This window comes from Ruegeria sp. AB5 (genome assembly GCF_056542645.1).
Genome location: NZ_JBQGAE010000006.1, coordinates 89,993 through 110,786 on the forward strand (window position 1 = coordinate 89,993; position 20,794 = coordinate 110,786).

Below are 20,794 nucleotides of genomic sequence, written 5' to 3' on the forward strand. Positions count from 1 at the left end.
CCGGCCGATGACTACATCCCGGAAAGCCCTGCGTTTGTGTTCAACAGGAACTGGCGGAAAATCGGACTGCTTGCCGCCCCAATGCCACGCGCGTTCTCTCCGACCGCCGCGGATTCCACGACCGGAGGAATTAATCCGCGTTTGTCCTGATTGGCCAGATACCGGCGCACCCGGGATACCAATTCATCGCGCACATCTGGCGGAAATGCCCCGTCGATAAAAATGGCCTCGAAATCGATAACGGCACAGATGGAAAGCGCCGCCTTGGCCAATTCCTGGGCAGTTGTCCCGATCCATGGTTCAACGTAGCGCGAAATGCTGTTCCAATCCTGTGGTTTCTTCCAGAGAATTGCAGGATCAACATCCGCTTCGATCAGCCTGTCTTCGAGCAGAAACAGCGAAGCCGTGTCGATCAGTTGCTGACTTTCACCCAATGGGCCTGTCGTTCGCATTGCGCCCAGCGCACCGGCATTGCCTTGGTTGCCTTCGAACACGGTTCCGTTCAATGCAACACCCCCGCCGATCATCGAGCCAATGAAGAAATAGAAATAGTCTCGGTATTCTGCGCCACGACCATAAAGATGCTCTGCGTGACATGCAGCCGTCGCGTCGTTGACCACAAAAACCGGCAGGTCGCTGAATTTGGCAACTTCGGAAAAGAAGTTCACGTTTTTCCATGAGCTGAATTTCTTGGCCGCAAGACCGGACAGGTCGTGCCACTTCCAGAGTTCAAACGGAGTTCCAATTCCGATCCCGCAAACGCGGTCGCGCAACCTCTGCGGCTCATGAGACAGAAGCGTTTCCAAACCCGACTCCAGAAACCCGAAAATGACATCCGGCAGCGGATAGTCGTAGGTCGTGGAAAGTTGGCGGCGTGGCGTTCCCTTGAAGTCGATCAAAAGCAGATCGGCACTGCGCCGCCCGATCTTCATTCCAACCGACAGGATGCCGTCCGGATTCAGCTCCATAGGGATCGAGGGCTTTCCCACTTTTCCACGCAAAGGCGTTCCGCGCTTGAGAATCTCATCCTTTTCGAGCTTGCGCAAAATGATGGATACCGTCTGAGGAGACAAACCGGTCAGCCGCGCCACATCGGCCCCTGCGGCGGGTCCATGCCGTTGTAAAACCGTCAGAATAAGACGTTCGTTGTGATCGCGAACCCCGCTTTGACTTACGCCGCCGGTCAATATTTTTAGCGCCTCTTTCTCCATAAGTTTGAACATAACCACCTTGTTTTCTTATGGAAAGATAGCCGGGCAAATTAATAAATAAACTTTATTTATTTATTGACAGCGAGACCAGAATCACCGTTTCCTGACAAGGACCTTCATTGGAGGATGAGGGCAGGCCCCTTTTGGCATGCCGTGTGGGGCAACAACATTATTCTGGGAGGAGAATATGAGAAATCTATTCAAGATCGCCGCATCTGCGACCGCGCTGACGATGGTCGCTGCATCTGCCTACGCGGCTGGCGAAACCGTCTGCCTGATCACGAAGACGGACACGAATCCATTCTTCGTGAAAATGAAGGAAGGCGCGACGGCCAAGGCGGAAGAGCTGGGCATGACCCTCAAGGCCTTTGCCGGTAAAATAGATGGCGACCACGAGACCCAGGTTCAGGCGATTGAGACCTGCATCCTTGACGGAGCCAAGGGCATTCTGCTGACGGCGTCCGACACAAGCTCGATTGTTCCGGCTGTTCAGCAGGCGCGGGATGCCGGCCTTCTGGTCATTGCGCTGGACACACCGCTAAGCCCGATTGACTCGGCAGACGCGACATTTGCCACGGACAACTACAAAGCCGGTTTGCTGATCGGACAATGGGCGAAGGCAAAGATGGGTGATGCCGCGGCGGACGCAAAAATCGCCACGCTTGATCTGAACGTCAGCCAGCCGACGGTGGACGTGTTGCGCAACCAAGGCTTCCTCGACGGCTTTGGAGTGGAACTGGCAGATCCCAATGTGATCGGAGATGAAACCGATGCACGGCTCGTTGGCAGTGATGTGACCGACGGCAATGAAGAAGGTGGCCGCCGCGCCATGGAAAACCTTCTCGCCAAGGATTCCGCGATCAATGTTGTGCATACGATCAACGAACCGGCCGCCGCAGGTGCCTATGAGGCACTGAAATCCATCGGGCGCGAAAACGACGTTCTGATCGTTTCGGTCGATGGCGGATGCCCTGGCGTACAAAATGTCGAGGCCGGAGTGATTGGCGCGACCAGTCAGCAATATCCGCTTCTGATGGCATCGCTTGGCGTGGAAGCCGTTAAGAAATGGGCCGAGGAAGGCGTAAAGCCCGAAAACACTCCGGGAAAAGACTTCTATGATACCGGTGTTGCCCTCATCACTGACCAACCAGTTGATGGCGTAGACTCGATTTCGGTTGCAGAAGGCTTGGAGCTCTGCTGGGGCTGATCAAAGACCAACTGGATGAGGCGTGAATGCGCGCCTCATCATTCCTTTCACCAGTAAATCGAAAATTCCGGTAAACTGATCTCGTGGGCGCAACGCCAACCACGAAAAGGGGAAGATATGTCTGACGCAAATCAAGGCGCCCAGGAATTCGAAACCGCCGCCAGCAGGGCAGAATCCGTTGCCGAGTTTGAAGACCATCGGCGTGGCGTATTGGGGAAGTTGCAGCATCTTCTCCATGTCAATCCGTCCTTTGTGCCCCTGATCGTGCTGGTCGGTGCCATAGTGATCTTTGGCCTGCTTCTGGGTTCAAAATTCTTCTCGCCTTTCGCGATGACCCTGATCCTTCAGCAGGTTCAGATTGTCGGCATCGTGGCTGCTGCGCAGAGCCTTGTTATCCTGACCGCCGGCATTGATCTGAGTGTCGGCGCAATCATGGTTTTTTCCTCTGTTATCATGGGGCAGTTCACCTTCCGGTACGGCATTCCTGTGCCTATCGCGGTCATGTGCGGTCTGGCCATGGGAACTATGATAGGCGCGCTGAACGGATGGCTTGTCAGCCGCGTCAAGCTCCCCCCGTTCATTGTCACACTCGGGATGTGGCAGATCGTTCTGGCAACAAACTTCCTGTATTCCGCAAACGAGACGATCCGCAGTCAGGATATCGAGGCCAACGCCCCGTTCCTTCAGTTTTTTGGAACCAAGTTCAGCATCGGTGGAGCGACCTTTACTGTTGGCGTCATGTTCATGCTGGTCCTGATCTTCGTGTTGGCCTATGCGCTCAAACACACGGCCTGGGGGCGGCATGTCTATGCCGTCGGAGATGACCCTGAGGCCGCTGAACTGTCCGGTGTCAACGTCCACAAAACACTGATGTCGGTCTACATGCTATCCGGCCTGATTTGCGCCTTTGCCGGATGGGCTCTGATCGGGCGTATCGGTTCGGTGTCGCCGACTTCCGGCCAATTGGCCAATATCGAAAGCATTACGGCGGTTGTGATCGGAGGTATCTCGCTGTTCGGCGGGCGCGGTTCGATACTTGGATCGCTGTTCGGCGCGCTGATCGTGGGTGTCTTTACCCTCGGGTTAAGGTTGCTGGGCGCAGATGCACAGTGGACCTTCCTGCTCATCGGGCTTCTCATCATCGCAGCGGTCGCCGTTGACCAGTGGATCAGAAAGGTATCGGGCTAGTGACAGATACAACACCAGTCGTCCAGGGCCGGGGGATCGTGAAGCGCTACGGCCACGTCACCGCCATCGACCACTCGGATTTTGAACTGCGTCAGGGCGAAATCCTTGCGGTTATCGGAGATAACGGCGCGGGCAAGTCATCTATCGTCAAGGCGATCTGCGGCGCCACGATCCCCGATGAAGGTGACATCCTGATCGAGGGGAAAAAGGTCAACTTCACCTCTCCGATCGACGCCCGGAACATGGGCATCGAGATCGTCTACCAACAGCTGGCTATGTCCCCTGCCCTGTCGATTGCGGACAACATGTTCATGGGGCGCGAAATTCGCAAACAGGGTTTCATGGGCAAGTACCTGCGTCAGCTTGACCGACCGGCAATGGAGACCTTCGCACGGGAAAAACTGACCGAGCTTGGGCTGATGACCGTACAGTCGATCAATCAGGCGGTTGAGACGCTGTCCGGCGGTCAGCGCCAGGGTGTCGCCGTTGCACGTGCGGCTGCATTTGCGACCAAATTCATCATCATGGACGAACCGACAGCCGCCTTGGGGGTGAAAGAAAGCCGCAAAGTGCTGGAACTGATCCAGGATGTGCGGTCGCGTGGCATTCCTATCATCCTGATCAGCCACAACATGCCGCATGTATTTGAAGTCGCTGACCGTATCCATGTGCATCGACTGGGCAAACGGCTCTGTACGATCGATCCCAAGGACTACACAATGTCCGATGCCGTGGCCTTCATGACCGGAGCCAAAGAGCCCCCGAAAGAGGACGCAGTGTGATCGAGCGGGATGTAGAGCGCGTTTGCGACCTGATCTCGTCCCGCAGGCAGGTTGGCGTTCGGACGATTGTCGCAATCGCTGGTCCGCCTGCATCCGGCAAATCGACCCTGGCGGAAGCCGTTGTGTTGTCACTCAATGCGCAACAGAGTTCGGCGGTTCCTTTGGCCACTTTGGTGCCCATGGATGGCTATCATCTGGACAACCGCATCCTTGAACCGCGGGGATTGCTCACCAGAAAAGGCGCGCCCGAGACGTTTGATGCGGTCGGATTCTGCACTGCAATCAAAGACTTTCAATCAGCGCAACATGAATCCTTTCACCCCAGATTCGACCGGCAGATGGATTTGGCCATCGCAAACGCGATTGCCGTTCACCCTGATACTCCAACTGTCGTCGTTGAGGGCAACTATCTTCTGATGGACAGCGCCCCATGGGAAGGACTGGCAGATGTCTTTACTGTAACCGTGTTTGTGAGCCCTGATTTGGAAGAACTGAAATCCAGGTTGCAACATCGCTGGATCAAGCACGGATTCGATCCAAAATCGGCACTGCAACGCGCGACCATGAACGACTTGCCCAATGCCGAACTAATCCTCAGAGACAGTCGGAAAGCCGATCTGACTTTGACCCAATGCGACAGCGAATTCTGATCCTATTCTAGAACCTGCCGTTATTGTCGTGCTTTTGCAAAAACCCGTAATCTTGTCTCGCTACCCGAGTGCGTAGTATACTCTCGGCGGCTTGAGGTTTTCCTGTAAAGGTTCAGGACAGGGATAGCCCCGCCCTTCAGATTTTGTGACAACGGACAGATCAGGATCAATGCGGTGGGTAAGCCCAAGGTGCTCCGCCCGGTCAATCCGATACATGTGTCAGGAATCCTAATGCTGTTGGCTATTTGCGGCACTTAGGCCGCGACTATGTCATCAGTGAACTGCACTGCGCCAAACTCGCCGTGCAGGTTGGCTAGGGTAACAGAGTGAACCTGATCGGCACTGTGGGTTACACCGTCCGGTCCGGTCGCCTCATAGGCCCAAACGGCATCAGAAACGTAAACCATATCAAAGCCCAGACTGCTTGCGGCGCGCGCCGCAGATTCGGCGCAGTGGTTGGCGGTCGCGCCGCAAATCACCACACGGTCTATGTTTGCCTGTCGCAAATCCGCCTCAAGCGAGGTGCCTGCAAAGGCGCTTGAGACGTGTTTTATGATCACCTGCTCGTCGTCTTTGGGGGCCGCAAAGGGCTGAACCGCTGCACCGGGTGCATCTGCATGGAAATGGTCCTTCGGGTCTGTTCCATGGTGATGGACGTGGATAATCTTGTCGCCTTTTGTGCGGAACAGGGTCAACAGGCGTTCAATGTTTCCAGAGGCTTCCGGGCAGGATCGTGCCGCCCCCGCCGCGTCGTCATGGGCCAGCGCCATTTGAACATCAATTACTAGGAGTGCGGTTTTCATTCTGTTTCCTCTATGCTTCGGCCCGAGATGCGGCACGATCCGCAAGTATCTTTTCAACCCGTTTTCCATAGATACGCACGTTGATATCGTCGCTGATCACACGGCCTTCCTGTTCGTCGTAAGTCATAATCGCGGTGACGCGAGGGATCGACCCCAGAACCTCTGTAACGCCATGCAAGGAATAGCCCCCCCGAAAGAGCGTGAATGTACCTGCGCCACGATCAAATGTCTGGGCGTGGGACATGTCTCCTGACAGCAGGCGGTCTACGGCTACATGGTCTTCGGATTCATCGGTGCGCGAATTCGGCAGGAACGCGAAATCACCCCCATTTTCCGCCGCCTGCAACAGCAGGGTCACCGTGCATTCGGTCGTGTCATAGTGCCAAGCATGCCAGCTTCCAGGGTGCAGGGCGACAACGTTCAGTGCTTGAAACTCATCGGCGCAACGATGCAGAACCTGCTTCCTTTGTACGCGTCGGACAAAGTCTGTCAAAAGCTCTGATTGATAAAGGCGCTGGATTAGAGTTTCCCGAGGCAGTTGGTCGTCTGCCAGTTGCGTGGCGACATGTACATATTCCCGTCGGCGCGGGTCATCTTTCGGCAGCGTCGGGTCTATTGGCCCCTGGTAGATATTCCGCCGGATGGTCAGAACCTCTGCGGTTGGCAGCAGGGTGTTGACCTCTTGAGTCAAGGCCGCGAGCGCCTCGGGGCGGATAAAACCGTCCAGATTGCACCACCCGTGTTCCTCCATCTGGATCTGACAGTTTTTGAGAAACGCAGCCCCTTTGACGTTATCCAGATCCGTGATGGGGTAGCGCGACAGGTCTACCAGCTCCGAAATAAGGTCGGTTTCTGAATCCAATTCAGTTTGAAGCACTGGTTCCTCCTGTCGATGAACTGCCGTTCTCGGTGAGCATGCAGTCTTGATAAGCGTCACTTGGAGCGAAGAAAAACGAAATAATTTGCCGCCATGAACATAAGAAACTTATTAATGAGCAATGAAGAGCAACCTGAACCTGAACTGGCTTCGAACATTTGAAGCCGCCGCGCGTCACCTGAGCTTTACTGTCGCCAGCAGGGAACTTGGGCTGACCCAATCCGCAGTCAGCCAACATATCAAAGCGCTGGAAGGCACGCTGGGGCAGAAGTTGTTCATTCGTCGGGCAAAAAGCCTGCAATTGACAGAAGTTGGCCAAGCTTATGTGGTCTCCGTCCGAGACTCTCTTGCGCACATAGACTTTTCGACGAACGGCCTGTTTGGACCAGCCCTCGATACAATGATCATTGTGCGTGCGTCGGCAGCGATGATCATTTGGCTGTCTCCGAAGCTGCCGAAATTTCAGATTGAACATCCAGGCATCGGCATCAAACTTGTCACGTCGCTCTGGCAAAACGACCGGGAAAAGCACCCTGTGGATGTCGAGATTCTGCTAGCATCGCAAAATCAGTCGAACGCCCAAATGGTAAGGCTGTCGGACGAGTGCATTGTTCCGGTATGTGGTATTCAAACCGCCGAAGCAGTCAATGCGCCCGAAGAATTGACAAGGTGCAAGACAATCCATGTTTTGGGATTTGATGATCATTGGGCCCGCTATTTGTCAGCCCATGGTCTGCCTCACGCGTCCAATTCACCCTGCCTGGTAGTAGATACCTCGGTCGCCGCATGTGAATTGGCTGCTGCGGAGGGGGGCTGCGCGATCATAGTCGAGCGTTTTGCTGAGCAAGCCATCAAAAGCGGCCGCCCGATTAGGATTGTGGGTGACCCAATTGAAACGGGCCAATCCCACTACATCGTCCAGCACAATAGCGATCCGGCAGAGAAACGTGCTGCCCGTGTTTTTCAGGATTGGCTGAAAACTTGCTTTTGATGATCGATTGCGACGAGTATTTGCAATTTTAAGTGTTGTTTGAAACGTCATCACAATTCGTCAAGCGCGGGTTAGTTCGCCGTGCAACACCTTGCGTCAGGCGACCACGGTTTTAAGTCTCGCCGCTTGCAACGCACTGATTCCAGTCTTGCGATACGAACAACAGTACGTCGAACGCGGCGTGTCGGATAGTCAGAGGCATGGCTTACGTTGCCGATGATTGGCTCTGTTTCGTTCGGTCCGTGGTTCCTGATGCATTGGCGTCCGGCAACCGAGAATCCAATTCGAAACTGCCGAGTATTTCGCCGCGTGATCAGGCTGTGGAAGTCTTGCTACACTATCGCCGAGAATCTGGGGTGCTGTCGAGGACCTGACAAGAAAACTTGGGACCAGCTTAGTCAGTGGCTGTGCAATTGCAGCGCCGGTCTTTACCTTTATTACCCGACCTATGCCATCGGCAAGGCCACAATCTCTCCGACACGCGGTCTCCCATCCGGTGTTTTGATCCTGACCTCCTGGCCGATACCCCAATAACCACGCTTGATCATCGACAAACCGATATTGGTCTCAAGTCGCGGAGACCAAATGCCCGAGGTGATCTGACCAATCTGTTCATCCCCAACCAGAACAGGCCAGGGCGTCGAACAGGTCGGAACGCGGTTGCCGTCGAATTTCAGGCCACGAATCTCGCGCGTTACGCCGTCGGCCTTGATCTTCTGCAACGCTTCCAGGCCTACGAAGTCGACGCTGCCATCCAGCGCGCAGAACTTGCCAAGACCCAGTTCAAGCGGATTGTTGTCCCGGGTCATCTCATTGCCATAGGAAAACAGCCCGCCTTCGATCCGCTCGATCAGGTTGGGGCATCCGGGCGAGATGTCAAAGGCTTGCCCCGCCTCCCAAATCGCGTCCCAGAGGGATGGACCCAGCGACGCGTCATCCAGATAGATTTCGAAACCGCCCTGGCGTGAATAGCCCGAGCGCGCAATCACCTGACTGGTGCCCCGGAAATCAAAACGCGCATATTTGAAGAACCCGACTTTCCGAATGTCTTCTCCGAAAACACCGGCCAACAGATCCTCGGCTTTGGGGCCCTGCACGGCAAGCGGCGAGACGTCAGGCTCGGCAACCCTGGCGTCCAGGCCCATTCCGATGGCCAACCCCATCGCGTAGAGCAATACGTCACTGTCAGCGATCGACAACCAAAAGCGATCATCGGCAATCTTGAGCATGACCGGATCGTTGATCATGCCGCCTTGATGGTCGACGATGGGAATGTAGTAGCAATCGCCGATGCGGGCTTTGGCGATATTGCGAGGCGTCATCAGTTGCACCAGGCGTTCCGCATCCGGGCCGGTGATCTGAACCTGACGCTGGCAGGATACATCCCAGATCTGCACATGCGCGCGAAGATGCCAGTAATCCTCTTCCACGGATCGCTGAAACGCCTTGGGGAGCAGCATGTGGTTGACCACCGAAAATCCCCGCACACCGGCCTGCTCGACCCGGTCCGTGTAGGGCGTGCGGCGAATGCGGCGGGACATGTTGAGACCGTCAGCCATGATGGAATTTCCTTTGGTTTCAACCCGACATCCAGGTTGAGTAACTGTTTGGGTTGAGGATGACAGGCATGTGGTAGCTGCCCTGCGGGTCCGGCATTAAAAATCTGAGTACAATCTCACCAATGATCCTCTCCTCCGCTTTTGGCAGGCCACGTGCGGCCCAATAGGCTCGGGTTTGAAAGACGAGCTCGTAGATATCACCCGGATCGGAACCGCTCAGCTCAACCTCCTGTGAAAGCCGGCCGCCCGCATCCGTTTCCATTGCAAACAGTGGGGCGGTATCGCCGGTCCGGGTCAAGCGCACTGGGATGCCACCCGCATGGGTGCCATCGACACCGTTGAGTGTATGAGAACTGATCAACGCCATTATTCAATCGAGGCCTTGTCACGTTTGTCGGCTGTGGCAGCCACAATCGGACTGATCACGCCACGCGCCTTGACATTCACACACGCCGTTTTGCCGCTGGCAATCGCGCGTCGAATTGCGCCCGGCAGCTCTTTGCGCTCGGTAACCAACTCACCATGCCCGCCCATGCCTTCGAACATTGCGTGGAATGGAATGTCCCGAAAATCAGTGGCATAGTGCCGACCGTTCGAAAACAGCTTTTCCTGCTGCTGGCTGATACAATCAAGACCGCCATTGTTGTCGATCACCACGACAATGGGGCGGTTTTCCTGAAAACAAGCTTCGATCGACAGGCCGCCGGACAGAAACGCCCCATCTCCTGAAACCAGAACCACAGTCTTGTCTGGATGAACGTTTTTTGCGGACAGCGCAAAGGACACACCAACCCCCAACAAGCTGTAGTTGCCGGGATGCATGATACCGCCAAGCTTGAGACCGCGCGCGGCGGCGATATTGGTGGCGATCTCGTTCCAGAAATGGGTGTTGCCCCCGTCAAAGACCAGCCAGTCCCCATCCTTCATTTCAGCCTGAACATCGACGCCCAGTTGCAACGGGTGCATCTTGCGTCCTTCGACCAGATCGGTGGCAGCTTCGGTCTCAAGATGATCACTCCATTCTTTCACCCAGTCCTTTCGCCGCTGAACCTGTAGGTCGAACCAGCTGGGCCAGCGCTTGTCGATCCCCGCCAGCGCATCCAGGAACGCACCGGGGTCGGACAAAAGCTGCATGTCGGCGCCGAAGTTGTACTCCAGCTCCTCATGGCTGCCGTTCACGCAGATCAGTTTGGTGGTCTCGGGAATGAACGGCGGGTTGCCGAAATTCATCTGATTGTCCAGACGACAGCCGACCATGATCACCACATCCGCCTCATGTATCGCAGGCTTGGAGGGGTGGAATTGGTGAAAATCCGCCAGGCCCATATAGCATTCCGACGCCTCGCCGAGGTTCTTGGTGTGATAGGGAACGTTGAAGACGGGTATCCGCAGCGCCGTGCAGGCAGCGTCGAGCGTGTTCTCGGATTTCGACCACCAGACGCCGTGCCCGGCGATGATCAGCGGGCGTTCGGCGGCTTTTATGGTGTCCAGCACGAGTGTCAGCACTGTGGGGTCTGGCCAGGCACGCGGCGCCGGACGGTTGGACCGGTCAAAGGGGCGTTCCTGCCGCCCGACATCTTCCTCGAAGGACGAAAACATAATGTCCACCGGCAGCGCCAGATGCACCGGGCCGGGGTAGCCGGTCGTTGCCGCCGTCCAGGCGCGGTCGACAAATTCGCTGATGCGTTCGCCATCGACAATTTGTTCGGAGTATTTGCAAAGCGGTGCTGCAATTGCGACGTCGTCGATTTCCTTGAACCCGCCAGACCCTTGCCGTTTGAGCGTCGAGGACCCGGTGACAAAGATAACAGGCGAGCGTTCACCCCAGGCTTCCAGCATCGCGGGCACTGCGTTGGCAAAGCCTTCGGGTCCGACCAGGCACAGCGCGGGTTTTCGGGTGATCCGTGTATGCCCGTCTGCCAGATGGCCCGCCACTTGTTCGTGCGGACAGTTGATCACCGGCATCTGGCATTCCATGAATCCTTCCAGTGCAGGGTTGCAGAACCCGCCTGCAAGGGTGAAGGCATGGTCCACCCCTTTTTCCTTGAAGGCTCGCGCCAGTATCGCGCCGCCCCGGATTTTGGTTTGTGCAGTCATTCGTGGGTCGGCCTCCTTCGGCCTTGGGCGTTATTTTGCTACGGATTTTATCTGGGTCACGTTGTCGGTCACGGGGTTGGTGCTACCGCCATGCAGAATGCTGGCCGAAACTGCCGAGATATCGTTCAAACCAATCTGGGCAAGTGTCAGGCTGGCGTCGTCCGCAAGGATTTTTATCAGTGCATTCAAACCCTTGATCCCATCCGCACCCAAAGCGTAAAGCGCGGGTCGACCGATCATGACAAAGTCGGCCCCCATGGCTAGCGCCTTGACGATATCTTCGCCGTTGCGGATACCGCTGTCGAACAAAAGCGGATAGTTCGAACCGATTGCCTTTCGAATTGCCGGAAGCAGATCAATCGCCGCAGGAGCGCTGTCCAACTGTCGCCCGCCATGGTTCGACACATAGATCGCGTCCACGCCGGCAGCCTTTATACGCATGGCATCCGGTGCAGACGTGACGCCTTTCACAATCAGGTTCCCGTGCCATTTGGCCCGCAACCGGTCCAGGAACTCCCAATCCGCACCGGCCCGGCTGGCGCTGCGGTCAAACCGGGTCCCGTTCTTGTCGGCGGCAAAGTTTTCCGGCTTAGGCGCGCCGTACCAAAGCGTGGACAAGGACCACCTTGGATGCGTGGCGAAGTCCAGGAACAGTTTCGGGCCGATGCGAAACGGCATGGAGAACCCGTTTCTTAGGTCTCGCACACGGCGGGAAACTTCCGGCACGTCCACGGTCAGGATCAGGTTGCGATAGCCAGCGGCGTGTGCGCGTTCAACCATCTCGAAAGCCTGTTCGACAGGCCCCCCGACATAGAGCTGAAACCAGGCATTCTCTCCGGCCCAGCTGCGCATGTCCTCAATCGAACTTGAGGCAGCAGATGACAAACACACAGGAATGTTGAACATACTCGCCGCCTCGGCAATTGCGCGATCCGCATGCGGCCAGGCCAGATTGCACATCCCCATAGGAGCGATCCCGAAAGGAAGATCAAAGCTCTGCCCGAGAAACCCGGTTTTCAGACGTCTGTTTCCAACATTTTCCATCACTCGTGGCTGCAGTGTGATGTCGTCAAAGCGCGATTGATTGCGCGATGTCGCGACCTCGCGACCTGCCCCGCCTTCGACAAAATCGAAGATGACTTTTGGCTGCCGCCGCTGGGCTCTGTGCCGGGCATCCTCGGTCGAGAAAATTCGCCTGCTGAAACCGGCATCTATGTCGGGGCCCTGCGAAATCTGCCTACTCCTGCGGTCTGAATTCACGCCTGAAAAAACTGTAGCCGGAATGGCGAAACCGCCTCCAATCGAAATTCATTTGCAACACATCTGGAAATGCTATGGAAAGCCATCTTTCATCCGGTTTATGTGATTTGGGTTCAACCATTGATCGCTTCTGCCCCCAAAACAGCGTCTTGCATGTTCGCAAGTTGATCCAACGCGATATGGCAGCGAATGGCGTGGCCATTGCGTTTTTGCTGCCATGGCGGGGTATCCGTGTCGCAAACCGCCCCAAGTTTATGCGGACATCGACGTTGGAACGGGCAGCCTTGCGCCGGCGGCGCCAGTTCGACGACGTCATCAGCGCTCAGTATTGGCCTGACATCCGGGTCCGGTTCCAGCACCGCCCCCAGCAAAATCTCGGTATAGGGATGCGAGGGCGCGGCATAGACATCCTCGGCAGGGCCGATCTCGCACAGCCGACCTTGATAAAGCACGGCAACCCGATCCGACAAGGCCCGCACCACGGCAAGGTCGTGGGAGACAAAGACATAGGTTGTGCCCTGATCCTGTTTGAGGTCATTGAGAAGATCCAGCACGGCGGCCTGAACCGAAACATCAAGCGCAGATGTCACCTCATCACACAGGACAAGCTGCGGTTCGGCGGCAAAGGCGCGTGCAACGGCCACGCGCTGCTTTTCCCCTCCTGACAACTGGCTTGGAAGGCGGTCAAGATAATGCGCGCCGAGCCGCACGCGCTCCAGCAATTCGGCGCTGCGATCAGATAGCGCCTGACCCGACAACCCGAAATACAGCTTTAAGGGCTGTTCAAGTATTTCAGCAATGGTGTGGCGAGGATTGAGGCTTTCATCGGGGTTTTGAAAGATCAGCTGAATACGCCGCAATTGCTCGGGTTCGCGCCTTTCCACCTCGGCAGGCAGCACCTCACTGTCGCCAAATTCGATCACGCCCTCTGTCGGAGGCAGCAAACCCGCAACGGTTTTCAGGATCGTGGACTTGCCACTGCCGCTTTCGCCCACAAGCCCGAGGGTTTCACCCCTGCGCAGCACAAGGGAAACATCATCGACCGTTGCGGGTTTGGTCTGGGCACGCCCGCGCCAACGGTCAATGAGACCCGGTCTGTCATAGCGTATCGCAACCTCTTCCAAACGCAGCACCGGGCAGGCATCAGGCTTGGCACCGCGAGAGATCTTGCCGCCGGACACCATCGACAGCCGGTGTGCCTGATCGGCATGATGGCATCTGACCAACGCCCCGCCGGGGCCCGCTTCAAGCGCGGGTCGGGTGGTTCTGCACAGCTCGCTTGCAATGACGCAGCGATCGGCAAAGGCGCACCCGTCCCCTGCTCCGCCGGGGGCAGGTGGTCTGCCGTGAAGCGCGGTTGGCAAGTGTGGATCGCTGAGTTTGGGGATCGAACTGAGCAGCCCGCGGGCATAAGGATGTGTCGGCGTCTTTAGAACCTGCCGGGCTGTCCCTTCCAGCACAACCTCGCCAGCATACATCACGACAACACGGTGGCACACCTGGGCGATGGCACCGAGATCATGACTGACATAGACCATTGCCATCCCGGTTTCGGCGGCCAGATCGCGCAGCAGTTCCAGAATATGGGCCTGGGTGGTCACATCCAGCCCGGTTGTCGGTTCGTCCAGCAAAAGCGCGGCAGGTTCTCCAGCCAGCGCCATAGCGATTGCGACACGCTGTTGTTGGCCGCCTGACAGCTCATGTGGAAAGCGGGCGAAAATCGCCTCTGGATTAGGCAGGCGTACCTGCGCCAGCAATGCCAGTACGCGGTCACGATGCTCTGCCTCGTCTATGTTGCTGTGCAGCCGCAACGCTTCGGTCAGCTGGGCCCCAATCCGCAACGTAGGCGTCAGCGATTGCCCGGAGTTCTGTGGCACCAGACCCAGTTTACCACCGCGTAACCCTTCGAGTTCGGTTCGACCGAGGTCGAAAAGGTTCTGACCCTCAAAATGGCAACTGCCGTTCAAGACGCGCAAGCCGCGCTTGAGATAGCCCATGGCCGCCAACGCCAATGTGCTCTTGCCCGATCCGCTTTCACCGACCAACCCGACAGTTTCGCCGGGACGCACCGCCAGATTGATGTTCCGCAGAACCGGAAGGGTCCACCCGCCGCGGCCGGTAAAGCCGATCGACAGATCCCTGATGTCAATGATGGGCGCTTTGGTCATGTTACACTGGAGCTTTCTGCGCGCGGTCAATTCCAAGCGCCTTGGCCAGGGCATCTGCCGTCAGGTTGATACCGATAATCAGCGACGAAAGCGCAATAACCGGAGCCAGTACGCCCCAAGGTGCAAAGGACATGAAACCCCGTGCATCTGCGATCATCAGGCCCCAGTCAGGTGTGGGCGGAGACACCCCGAACCCCAGGAAGGAAAGCGACGAGAAGGCCAGTAGCATCCAGGACCAGCGCATCGCGCCTTCGACCATCAGGGTGTCCAGGACGTTGGGCAAGATCTCTTTGCGCATGATGGTAAAGCGAGTCTGGCCACGCGCCCTTGCGGCAGAGACAAAATCGCGGGCCACCACATCATGGGTTGCGGCACGGGCAATGCGGATGACGGGTATTCCGTAGAAAAATGCCAGCGTCGGGATCAGAACCTCGATACCGGTTCCGAACGTCACGATCAGAACCAGCATTTTCAGAATCCACGGCAAGGACAGAAAGGCATCCACGACCCGCATTAGGATTTCGTCCGTGCGTCCACCGATCAGCCCAAAGAAAATGCCCAGCATCCCGCCCCACAGCACAGCAATCGGTGTTGCAATACCGGTGACAAGCATCGCTTCGCGCCCGCCCTGGATTGTTCGGCTGAAAACGTCCCTGCCCAGATGATCCGTCCCCAGCCAGTGACTGGCTTCAGGACCTGTCAGCATCATTGCCGAGTTCATTTCTTTGAAGTCGTAAGGCGCGATATAAGGGCTGATCAGGGCCATCACGACGTGACAGACGACAAGGCAAAGACCAACGGCGCCGGACGGGCGGGACAGAACATCGCGCAGAACGCTGCGAAAGCGTCCCATCGCGGTGTTCTGCGGAATTTCGGTTGTGACGGTCACGAAACTCACTTCCTTGTATACATCGTACGCAGCCGCGGATTGGCGATCATGGTCAGGATGTCGGCCGAGAGGTTCACGCCGACATAGACAGAGGCCACAATCAGCGCGAGCGCCTGCACCACCGGTAGGTCGCGGTCAGAGATCGCATCGATCATCATCCGCCCCATTCCGGGAAAGTTGAACACGACCTCGACCACGACAACCCCGCCCAAAAGCCAGGCAATGGTCAGCGCGACCACGTTGATCGCGGGCAAAAGCGCGTTGGGAAGTGCATGGCGGAAAACAATATGCCAGTATGGAACACCCTTCAGGGTCGCCATCTGGATATAGTCGCTGTTCATGACTTCGATCACGGATGACCGGACCATCCGCAGGATATGCGCCGTCATCACCATCGCCAGAACCACCACAGGCAGGATGATTTCCGGGAAAAACGCACTGACAGGTGCGTTTGCCGAGACAAGGACAATCCCCGGAAGCCACCCCAGCCACGCCGAGAAGATCAGGATCAGAACGGTCGCTGAAACAAATTCGGGGATCGTCATTGCAAAAATGGCTGATGTCGAGACCAACAGGTCAATCGGTTTGTCCCGCGACAGACCTGCAATTGCCCCAAGGGTGATTGCCAGCGGCACACCAACCGCCAGTGCGCAGAAGGCCAGCAACAACGAGTTCGCCAAGCGGGCTCCGACCAGTTGGGCGATGCTGTCCTTGCCGTTGGCCGAGACACCCAGATCCCCTCGAAGCGCATTCGCGGACCATTCGAGATAGCGTTCGACTGCCGGCCGGTTCAGGCCCAGATCCGCGCGGCAGTTTTCAAGCAGCTTGCCATGGGCTTCACGTTCCAGAAACGCGGTACAAGCGTCACCCGGCAGGATTTCAACACCGACAAAAATGATCATCGACACTATGACGACGGTGATGAATCCAAGAAACAGTCTTCGGATAAGCATACGCAGCATGAGGGCGGACCTTGTCAAAGTTGGGTTGCTCTGCCCGGCGTAGACCGGGCAGAGGACCGGGGGTCTGTGCGCCTATTCTTCGACGGTGATCAGGTGCCAGCGCACCGCGTCATTCTTGACATTGTCCAGGTTTTGTACCCGGGACCCCACGCCAACCGTGCGTGTCACGTGGTAGGGGATCAAAGTTCCGCCGTTTTCCTGCAGGTATTCCTGAGCAGCAACATAAAGGTCGCGACGCTTGTCAAAATCCAGCTCGCGACGGGCATCGGCCAGCATCTGATCAAAGGCTGAATCCTTGAAGTAGGATTCGTTCCACTTTGCAGTGCTCAGATACACCTCGTGCAGGACCTGGTCGGCAGGGCGTTCATTCCAGCGCGTGGCATAGATATCCTTCTGCATCCAGACCTGGCTCCAATACCCGTCAGTTGGGGTTTGGACGACGTTCACCCGGATACCGGCCTCTGCCGCTTGCGCCTGATAGGCCACCGCCAATGTGGGCCAGGTCGGTTCAAGCGTTGCAACATGCACATCAACCTCCAGCCCGTCGGGATAGCCCGCGTCGGCCAACAAGGCCTTGGCCCCTTCGATATCCTGCTCGCAGGTCATTTCGGCACGGTATTGGTCATTGGGTTCAACCGGAGCGTCGCAAGCGACAACACCGCCACCGCCCAGAACCAGATCGACCAGTGCCTGCCGGTCGGCGACCATTCGCAGCGCCTTGCGCACGCGCGGATCGCTATAGGGTTCGACATCGGTGCGGAACACAAGGCCGCGCCAGTTTCCTGTTGGAATTTCCTGTACAGCGAACTTGTCACTGCTGTCCAACATCACCTTTTGTTGGGCTGTGATGCCTCGCTCCATGTCGATCTGGCCACCCAAAAGGGCCTGAAGGCGCGCCTGACCGTCTGGAATACCGATCACCTCCATCCGGGCGACGCCGGGTTCGCCCTCCCAATACTCGGTGTTGGCGACCAGCACCGTGGTGCCTTCGGCATCAAAAGTTTCGACTTTGAATGGACCAGTGCCAATGCCGGTTGAGGCGATATCGTCCCCCGACCCATCGGGGATCATCCGCAACCGATAGTCCATAAGCTGAAGTGGCATGTCGGCAAAAGGCGTGTCGAGCGTGAGCTTCACGGTCATATCGTCGATCATCTCGACCGCTTGCACCATCTTAACGGCCGAGCGCGCAGGAGACTCAAGGTCCGGATCAAGAACACGGTTCAACGAATAAAGGACATCAGCCGCGTCAAAGGGGCTGCCGTCATGAAAGGTGACACCTTCACGCAGATTGAACGTCCACTCTGTGGCATCGTCATTCGACGACCAGCTTACGGCAAGATCGGGCGATGGCTTGCCATCAAGCCCGGGCCGCACCAACCGGTTCATGATCTTCTCGGTGATCTGGAACACCCGGCCCTTTGAAATGGGGTCCAGACTCGACTGGGCACCGAACCCGTATTCATGAGCCTGGCGGAAAGTACCGCTTGGCTCGGCAAGAGTTGCTGATGCGGCAAGCAAAGCCACCGCCGCCGTCATTCCAAACAAGTGCTTCATGGTGTTCCTCCCGTTGATTGGTTTTGTCCTGTGAATACGGATCTTGTTTTTGGTGCCTTTGCGCATGTCTTGAAGACGGTCGCGTCACGGTCCAGTACGGCACGTGGATCTGGATCAGGTCCTGATCGGTCTTTCGTCGCCAGTATTTCTGCTGGCACGCATTCCGGACAAATACTTAATTTTTCAGCACTCATTCGTAAATCGGATGAATCAGCCTAAAACCGCGATGAATGACTATATGAATTGTTGGAAATCGAGCGCGGAATTTTCTACCGCCTCAACCAGACCAGGAATCCGAGAGCCAGAAATCCGGTCCATTCAGCGCAGGAAGTTTTCCACCGTGTTGACCCTGTGCGACAGGCGGTCCGTCAGGATGGAAACCAGCTCCAGCGCATAGCGCGACAGGTACTCCCTTCCCGGCGATACGAGCGATACATAGTAGGTCAGGTCCTGTTGAACGGGACGAAACGCGACACCCCCGATGCGCACGGCCTGCTCTGCTGTAAACGGGTCCGCTATGGCGCAGACGCCGATTTCCCTGACCAGCGCGGCTGCAACGTGCATATTGGTTGCCGACAGTCTGGATGCTGTCTGCAGCCGCTGGGACAGTGCGCTGTCTATCGACAGCATGTCATCCGGAAAAGCGCCCCCAAAAGTCACAAATGTCTCGTTCTCGGCCAACTCTTCCAGATCGACTGCACCGGACTGTCCGATCAGAGGATGCTCTTCGGGCATGAGACAAACGTAAGGCGCCGCGGCCTGATAATGTGTTTCGACACCTTCATACGGGGGCTGGCGGCCAACAATGCCCAAATCAAGCTGGCGCATCTGAACTTCATCCAGAATGGCCGGCGTATTTCGCGTGTGCACCATGAAACGGATATCGTCATAGCGCTTGTACAAGGCGTTGATCGCCTTTGGCAGCTCAAAGGTCGAGACGGATTGAATGGTCCCGATAGAAATCACTCCGCCGGCTGAGGTTCGGATCGAATTGGCCAGTTCCTGAAGCCGGTCAACCCCGACAAACATGCCTTCAACGCCATGATAGAACGTATTTGCCTCAACCGTCGGCGTCAGGCCGCGCCCAGCGCGCAGGAAAAGCGGGAAACCCACCGACCGTTCCAGATCTGAAATCAACCGGCTTACGCTGGGCTGAGAGATGTGCATCATCTCCGCCGCTTCCGTAATCGATCCGGCGCGCATGGTTGCGCGAAAGGCTTCCAATTGGCGCAAATTCATCTGATTTTCCTGTCATCCTACGCGCCAGAAGCCTAGCGAAGGTCAACTCAAACACAACCGGAATTTCTATGAGCTTGGCTCGGTCATTTGATTTCCGAATGACTCGCATATCAAATTGAATTTGTTTCGCCAATGGGTGCTGGGTAGCGTTTTGACAAACGAGCCGGAAAACGAGCGCCCCCTGATGCCAGACTTAAAACTGCCGTCATCGCCCTGGATGGACGAAGAGCTGACACTGCTGGCGGATGCCTGTGCCCAGTTCTACGAACGGGAATGCGTGCCGTACTATGACGACTGGGAAGCCCAGGGATCCTTCCCGCGCGCTCTTTGGTCGAAGGCCGGAGAGATGGGGTTGTTGGGTGCCGAAATCCCCGAGGAATACGGTGGATTGGGAGGAAGTTTCGCCCATGATGCGGTCATTGCTTATCAAGGTAATCTTGCTGGGGTTGATGGCTGGGGGGGTGGTCTTCACAACTCGATCGTGATCCCCTACCTGATCCATTACGGTTCCGAAGATCAGAAAAAGCGCCTCCTCCCGCGCATGATCTCGGGCGATCTGATCGGCGCCATCGCGATGACCGAACCCGGCGCCGGGTCAGATCTGCAGAATATCAAGACCACGGCGATGAAGGATGGAAACCACTACCGCATTTCAGGTTCGAAAACCTTTATTACCAACGGGGCGCTTGCCAATCTGATCATCGTTGCCGCCAAAACCGACCCCAAAGCTGGCGGGCCCGGCATTTCACTGTTCCTAGTGGAAACCGATGGGCTTGACGGGTTTCGGCGCGGTCGCAATCTCGACAAGCTGGGGATGAAATCAAACGATACGTCCGAGCTGTTCTTTGACAATATGCGTATCCCCGCCTCTGCGATGCTTGGCCCCGAAGAGGGACAGGGTTTTGTTCAGATGATGGAACAGTTGCCGCAGGAACGCCTGTTGATTGCCGTTTACGCGATGGGTCGGATCGAACGGGCCCTGCGCGTGACTTTGGACTATGTGAACGAGCGCAGCGCCTTTGGTCGAAAGCTTGCCGATTTCCAGAACACCCAATTTGTTCTGGCCGAATGCGCCACCGAAGCGACAATTGCCAAAACCTTTCTGGATGCCTGCATATCCGAGCATATCGCTGGCCAGTTGACCACCCAGAAAGCCTCGATGGCAAAGTACTGGCTGACCGATTTGCAGGCGAAGATCATTGATCGCTGTCTTCAGCTGTTCGGCGGATATGGCGTGATGGCGGAATACCCTCTGGAACGGATGTATCGCGACAATAGAATTGAAAGGATTTACGCGGGCACTAACGAGATCATGAAACTGGTGATCGCACGGGGATTGTTAAAGGACTAGATC

General features: G+C 56.6%; 18 protein-coding genes. 6 read left to right on the forward strand and 12 right to left on the reverse strand.

Going from position 1 to position 20,794, the window contains the following annotated elements; translation table 11 throughout:
* Positions 1 to 11: 11 nt before the first annotated feature.
* Complete coding sequence (locus tag ACR0L4_RS12585; RefSeq protein ID WP_170749784.1) at positions 12 to 1,211, reverse strand: ROK family transcriptional regulator; 1,200 nt, start codon at positions 1,209 to 1,211, stop codon at positions 12 to 14.
* Between the two features lie 187 nt (positions 1,212 to 1,398).
* Here ACR0L4_RS12585 and ACR0L4_RS12590 point away from each other — a divergent pair, with 187 nt between their 5' ends.
* The 4 genes from ACR0L4_RS12590 (at position 1,399) to ACR0L4_RS12605 (ending at position 5,038) form a co-directional block, all read left to right on the forward strand.
* Positions 1,399 to 2,418 carry a sugar ABC transporter substrate-binding protein gene (locus tag ACR0L4_RS12590; RefSeq protein ID WP_170749604.1) on the forward strand — a complete coding sequence of 340 codons (1,020 nt, stop codon included), beginning with the start codon at positions 1,399 to 1,401 and terminating at the stop codon, positions 2,416 to 2,418.
* 117 nt (positions 2,419 to 2,535) lie between these two features.
* A complete protein-coding gene (locus ACR0L4_RS12595) occupies positions 2,536 to 3,606 on the forward strand; it encodes an ABC transporter permease (protein WP_480513360.1) in 1,071 nt (356 codons plus the stop codon).
* A complete protein-coding gene (locus ACR0L4_RS12600) occupies positions 3,582 to 4,388 on the forward strand; it encodes an ATP-binding cassette domain-containing protein (RefSeq protein WP_170749606.1) in 807 nt (268 codons plus the stop codon). Before ACR0L4_RS12595 ends, ACR0L4_RS12600 begins: the two co-directional genes overlap by 25 nt.
* A complete protein-coding gene (locus ACR0L4_RS12605) occupies positions 4,385 to 5,038 on the forward strand; it encodes a nucleoside/nucleotide kinase family protein (RefSeq protein WP_480513362.1) in 654 nt (217 codons plus the stop codon). The genes ACR0L4_RS12600 and ACR0L4_RS12605 overlap by 4 nt, the downstream gene beginning before the upstream one ends.
* 254 nt (positions 5,039 to 5,292) lie before the next feature.
* Here ACR0L4_RS12605 and ACR0L4_RS12610 read toward each other — a convergent pair whose 3' ends face one another.
* Positions 5,293 to 5,841, reverse strand: coding sequence for an isochorismatase family protein (locus ACR0L4_RS12610; protein WP_480513364.1), 549 nt, complete (start codon positions 5,839 to 5,841; stop codon positions 5,293 to 5,295).
* 10 nt (positions 5,842 to 5,851) lie between these two features.
* A complete protein-coding gene (locus tag ACR0L4_RS12615; RefSeq protein WP_480513366.1) occupies positions 5,852 to 6,718 on the reverse strand; it encodes a HalD/BesD family halogenase in 867 nt (288 codons plus the stop codon).
* A 121-nt stretch (positions 6,719 to 6,839) separates the two neighbouring features.
* Between ACR0L4_RS12615 and ACR0L4_RS12620 the strand changes: the two genes are divergently transcribed.
* Positions 6,840 to 7,709: a LysR family transcriptional regulator gene (locus ACR0L4_RS12620; protein ID WP_480513368.1), complete on the forward strand. Its 870-nt coding sequence runs from the start codon at positions 6,840 to 6,842 to the stop codon at positions 7,707 to 7,709.
* A gap of 446 nt (positions 7,710 to 8,155) precedes the next feature.
* On the opposite strand, the gene ACR0L4_RS12625 is transcribed toward ACR0L4_RS12620, so the two are convergent.
* The 9 genes from ACR0L4_RS12625 to ACR0L4_RS12665 form a co-directional block, all read right to left on the reverse strand.
* Entirely contained in the window at positions 8,156 to 9,268 is a 1,113-nt protein-coding gene (locus tag ACR0L4_RS12625; protein ID WP_480513370.1) for a dimethylsulfoniopropionate demethylase, read from the reverse strand.
* A gap of 19 nt (positions 9,269 to 9,287) precedes the next feature.
* On the reverse strand, positions 9,288 to 9,635 hold the full coding sequence (locus ACR0L4_RS12630; RefSeq protein WP_480513372.1) for a hydroxyisourate hydrolase: 348 nt from the start codon (positions 9,633 to 9,635) through the stop codon (positions 9,288 to 9,290).
* Positions 9,635 to 11,365, reverse strand: a complete 1,731-nt coding sequence (locus ACR0L4_RS12635; protein ID WP_480513374.1) for a thiamine pyrophosphate-binding protein — start codon at positions 11,363 to 11,365, stop codon at positions 9,635 to 9,637. The genes ACR0L4_RS12630 and ACR0L4_RS12635 overlap by 1 nt, the downstream gene beginning before the upstream one ends.
* A 30-nt stretch (positions 11,366 to 11,395) precedes the next feature.
* On the reverse strand, positions 11,396 to 12,598 hold the full coding sequence (locus ACR0L4_RS12640; protein ID WP_480513591.1) for an alpha-hydroxy acid oxidase: 1,203 nt from the start codon (positions 12,596 to 12,598) through the stop codon (positions 11,396 to 11,398).
* A gap of 140 nt (positions 12,599 to 12,738) precedes the next feature.
* Complete coding sequence (locus ACR0L4_RS12645) at positions 12,739 to 14,793, reverse strand: dipeptide ABC transporter ATP-binding protein (RefSeq protein WP_480513376.1); 2,055 nt, start codon at positions 14,791 to 14,793, stop codon at positions 12,739 to 12,741.
* 1 nt (position 14,794) lies between these two features.
* Entirely contained in the window at positions 14,795 to 15,682 is an 888-nt protein-coding gene (locus ACR0L4_RS12650; protein WP_480513378.1) for an ABC transporter permease, read from the reverse strand.
* Positions 15,683 to 15,687: 5 nt separating this feature from the next.
* Positions 15,688 to 16,644 (reverse strand): ABC transporter permease, encoded by a 957-nt coding sequence (locus tag ACR0L4_RS12655; RefSeq protein WP_480513380.1) that lies wholly within the window; start codon positions 16,642 to 16,644, stop codon positions 15,688 to 15,690.
* Between the two features lie 72 nt (positions 16,645 to 16,716).
* Entirely contained in the window at positions 16,717 to 18,201 is a 1,485-nt protein-coding gene (locus ACR0L4_RS12660; protein ID WP_480513382.1) for an ABC transporter substrate-binding protein, read from the reverse strand.
* 318 nt (positions 18,202 to 18,519) lie between these two features.
* Positions 18,520 to 19,440, reverse strand: coding sequence for a LysR family transcriptional regulator (locus ACR0L4_RS12665; RefSeq protein WP_170749616.1), 921 nt, complete (start codon positions 19,438 to 19,440; stop codon positions 18,520 to 18,522).
* Between the two features lie 184 nt (positions 19,441 to 19,624).
* On the opposite strand from ACR0L4_RS12665, the gene ACR0L4_RS12670 reads away from it, so the two are divergent.
* Positions 19,625 to 20,791 (forward strand): acyl-CoA dehydrogenase family protein, encoded by a 1,167-nt coding sequence (locus tag ACR0L4_RS12670; RefSeq protein ID WP_170749617.1) that lies wholly within the window; start codon positions 19,625 to 19,627, stop codon positions 20,789 to 20,791.
* Positions 20,792 to 20,794 lie beyond the last annotated feature (3 nt).